The 4,042-nt window shown below is 31.6% G+C and carries 5 protein-coding genes and 1 riboswitch; all 5 genes read right to left on the reverse strand.

The window, feature by feature from the left end:
* Window positions 1-79 precede the first annotated feature (79 nt).
* A riboswitch (SAM riboswitch) is annotated at window positions 80-184 on the reverse strand.
* Between the two features lie 86 nt (window positions 185-270).
* Window positions 271-1,518, reverse strand: a complete 1,248-nt coding sequence (locus L3J60_RS13325) for a GTP-binding protein (protein WP_291976059.1) — start codon at window positions 1,516-1,518, stop codon at window positions 271-273.
* A 362-nt stretch (window positions 1,519-1,880) separates the two neighbouring features.
* Window positions 1,881-2,780 carry a sulfate adenylyltransferase subunit CysD gene (gene cysD / locus L3J60_RS13330; protein ID WP_291976060.1) on the reverse strand — a complete coding sequence of 300 codons (900 nt, stop codon included), beginning with the start codon at window positions 2,778-2,780 and terminating at the stop codon, window positions 1,881-1,883.
* A gap of 11 nt (window positions 2,781-2,791) precedes the next feature.
* Entirely contained in the window at window positions 2,792-3,421 is a 630-nt protein-coding gene (locus L3J60_RS13335) for a phosphoadenosine phosphosulfate reductase family protein (protein ID WP_291976061.1), read from the reverse strand.
* A complete protein-coding gene (locus tag L3J60_RS13340) occupies window positions 3,406-3,672 on the reverse strand; it encodes a DUF2061 domain-containing protein (RefSeq protein WP_291976062.1) in 267 nt (88 codons plus the stop codon). The genes L3J60_RS13335 and L3J60_RS13340 overlap by 16 nt, the downstream gene beginning before the upstream one ends.
* A gap of 131 nt (window positions 3,673-3,803) precedes the next feature.
* A partial coding sequence (locus L3J60_RS13345; protein WP_291976063.1) for a PLP-dependent transferase occupies window positions 3,804-4,042 on the reverse strand: 239 nt, incomplete at its 5' end.

Below are 4,042 nucleotides of genomic sequence, written 5' to 3' on the forward strand. Positions count from 1 at the left end.
AGCCGAAAGCCCGACCGTTTACGGTAACGCCCAAATAAATAGTATTAAAAAAGAAGAAGTTTTCTACGTGAAGTTTCTTGTGTTATCTTCCCACAAATATGCGGTAGAATGTAGCACCTTCTTTATAAATAAAGGGTTGCTAAGGCTTCAACAGGTCTATTCCCTCTGCCTTTCTTAATAACTTTTATCGATTTGTTTATGAACTTGACTGCAAATAAAGGCATTATGCCATTTATTCACAAGTATTTTTAGGTTTTTATGAATTTTGAGTTAGTTTATAAAGCCAACTCCCGCTGTATTATTGGTTTGAGGATCAATTAAAATAAAAGAACCATTTGTTCTATTTACCTTAAATGAATCGAAAAATATAGGTTTGTTTAATAGAAAAGAAACTGTAGCAATATCATTCATAGTTAACGAATCAACATTATTTTCGACACCTGAAAAATCGGTTTCAATTTTATGATGTATTATTGATACTTTTGCCAATACTTTGTGTACACCGTGTTGTAATATGTACTTAGAACCTTCCTCTAATTGTTTAGCATCCATCCACGATATGGTTGCTGAAAATTGTTTTTCAATGTTTGGTAGTTCATTAGCTTTAACAATCATATCACCTCTGCTTACATTTACATCATCTTCTAATAATACAGAAATTGAAGATCTTCTTGCTGCACTTTGATACTTTTTATCGTTGAAATAAATTTCTTTTACTTTAGTTTTAGTTTTTGATGGCAACACTACTACTTCATCACCAACTTTTATATCTCCTCCATAAACTTTACCTGCATATCCTCTATAGTCATGAAATTCTTCTGTTTTTGGCCTAATTACAAATTGTACAGGAAAACGCATTACTCCATTATTATAAATATCTTGCGTATTTAATGTTTCTAAGTGTTCTATTAGTGTTTTGCCCGTGTACCAATTCATAATTTCAGATTGATTAACTACATTATCTCCTTTTAAAGCACTTACCGGAATAAATGTTATATTCTGATCTTCATAATCACTTTTTTCTACCAATTTTTGAAAATCAGCTTTAATTTCGTTGTATCTATCTTCTGAAAAATCAACTAAATCCATTTTATTAATGGCAACAATTACATCTTTAACACGTAATAGGTTATTGATAAAAAAATGACGGTAGGTTTGCTCAATTACGCCATGTCTAGCATCAATTAAAATGATTGCTGCTTGTGATGTTGAAGCTCCGGTAACCATATTACGAGTATATTCCACATGACCTGGTGTATCGGCAATAATATAGCTTCTTGTGTTGGTTGAAAAATAAATATGAGCCACATCAATGGTGATGCCTTGTTCACGCTCAGCCACTAAACCATCGGTTGCCAATGAAAAATCTAGGTAATCGTATCCTTTTTGCTTGCTGCTTTTTTCAATGGCTTCTAATTTATCGACTGTTAATGATTTTGTATCGTACAATAATCGTCCAATTAAGGTACTTTTACCATCATCTACACTTCCTGCTGTTGCTATTTTTAAAACTTCCATAAGCCTCTCCTAAACCTCCCCAAAAGGGAGGGATATTTTTATTTAACCCGTTGTGCATTTTGACTCTTTAAACTTATTGTTACGTCAGTTCGAGCCTGCCTGACGGCAAGGCAGGTAATTTTTGATAAAAAATTGTATCGAGAACATCTATTTTTAACTAAAAAATCTATTCTCGATACTAATTTTAAGCCTAAAAAGGCTAAAATTCACTCGAATTGACGAAATTTTATCATAATGCACAACGGGCTTATTTATTATTATTTTAATTATATTTTACTTCTAAACTACACTTCGACAAGCCTGCATGCCTCAGGCAGGCTCAGAGTGACATTTTTAATTATAAATTATTAATTTTCAATTGATTAAAAATATCCTTGTTGTTTACGCTTTTCCATGGCAGCTTCAGAACGTTTATCATCAATTCTAGCTCCTCGTTCAGAAATACTTGAATCTCTAATTTCAGCCACTACTTCACTAATTGTTGTGGCGTAAGAATCTACCGCTGCAGTACAACTCATATCTCCAACAGTTCTAAAACGAACCATGCGTTCTTCCACTTCTTCATCTTCATCTTGAAATACATAATCAGAATGTGACCAAATAAGTCCATCACGCATAAATATTTCACGTTTATGAGCAAAATAAATAGATGGAATTTCTAAATTTTCTTTTTCAATATAAGTCCAAACGTCTAATTCTGTCCAATTTGAAATAGGAAAAACTCGTACATTTTGCCCTAAATGAATTTGACCGTTTAGCATATCAAATAATTCTGGACGCTGATTTTTTTCATCCCATTGCCCAAAATCGTCACGAACAGAAAAAATTCGTTCTTTAGCTCGTGCTTTTTCTTCATCTCTACGGGCTCCACCAATACAAGCATCAAACTTAAATTCTTCAATGGCATCTAATAGCGTAGTTGTTTGTAGTGTATTTCTACTTGAATATCGGCCTGTTTCTTCTTGAACTTTACCTTGGTCAATAGTGTCTTGAACTTTACGAATAATTAAATTTAATCCTAATTCTTTCACCAATTTATCTCTAAATTCAATAGTTTCAGGGAAATTATGACCGGTATCAATATGCATTAAAGGAAATGGAATTTTAGCCGGATAAAAGGCTTTTTGAGCCAATCGGACTAACGTAATAGAATCTTTTCCTCCAGAAAATAAAAGTACAGGTTTTTCAAATTGTGCTGCTACTTCTCGCATAATATAAATTGCTTCATTTTCTAAAGCATTAATTTGCAAATTACTTGTCATAATTTATTTTTTTAAGAATGTAAACCGCATTCGCGATTTTCTAAAACTTTAGTTGGATCAAAATATTTAAACTCATTTGGTAAATTCTGAGCTTTTAAATACGCATCTAGTTCGGTATCTGTCCAATAATAAAACGGACTTACTTTTAAAATTCCATCTTTACTTTTAGACACAATATCAATGCTATCTCTAAAAGCAGTTTGCCCATGTCGTAAATTAGTAAACCAAACATCTGGCTGATGTTCTTTCATCGCTCGTTTAAATGGCTCTAATTTAACTTGCTCGGTAAATAGTTTGTGATCTTCTGTATTTACTTGAGGAATTCCCATTTTTACATCGCGATATCCAACGGTTTGTTTTGGTACATACAATTGGATATTTAAATTCAATTTTTTTATAAGTTCAAATGCATGTTTGTAGGTATTTGGCGTATTATAACCTGTATCGCACCAAATAACTTTTAAATTTTCATCTACATTTGTACAAGCGTGTAAAATAGCCACTTCATAAGGTCTGAAATTTGTGGTTATTACTGGATTTTTAGCAATACTCAAAGCCCATTCAATAATTTGTTTAGGCGATTTATTTTTTAATTCCTTGTTTATTCCTTCAATATTTACATCCATCATTGTTTTCCCCATTTAATTTTATTCCACATTCGTTCATGAAAAAAGTATAAGATCATTTTAGTAATTAACTCAACGGAGCCAATTGCAAATGCTAAAGAAATATCACCAATTACTAGCCAAGAAATAAGCACGGTATCAATAGTGCCAACTACTCGCCAGCTAATTGATTTTAAAATACTTCTAATTGGCGTTTCAGAATTTGATAGTATCTCTTCCTCTTTTAGGTCGGCTGTTTTTTTAATAAAAAGACGATCAATTATCATGTTCAACTAATTATTTTATAGAATTTATAATTGCAAACTTACATCATTTTTAATACTCCACCAATTTAGTAGGCTTTATATTTTAAAGAATTTTTGATTTAAAAATTAAATATTAAAGTTTATTTTAAAAATTATTTATTTAATGCTTGATTTACATCTTCAATGATGTCAGAAAAATGTTCTAAACCAACTGAAATTCTAACCAATCCTGATGTAATTCCTGCAGCCAATTGTTCTTCCTCAGAAAGTTTACTATGTGTTGTAGATGCGGGATGTGTAACAATAGTACGTGTATCACCTAAATTGGCTGATAAGGAGCACATTTTTATGGTATTTAAAAACTTTTTACCTGCTTCTAAACCTCCTTTTA

Origin of the sequence: Lutibacter sp. (assembly GCF_021647475.1) — a bacterium.
Taxonomy (GTDB): Bacteria; Bacteroidota; Bacteroidia; order Flavobacteriales; family Flavobacteriaceae; genus Lutibacter.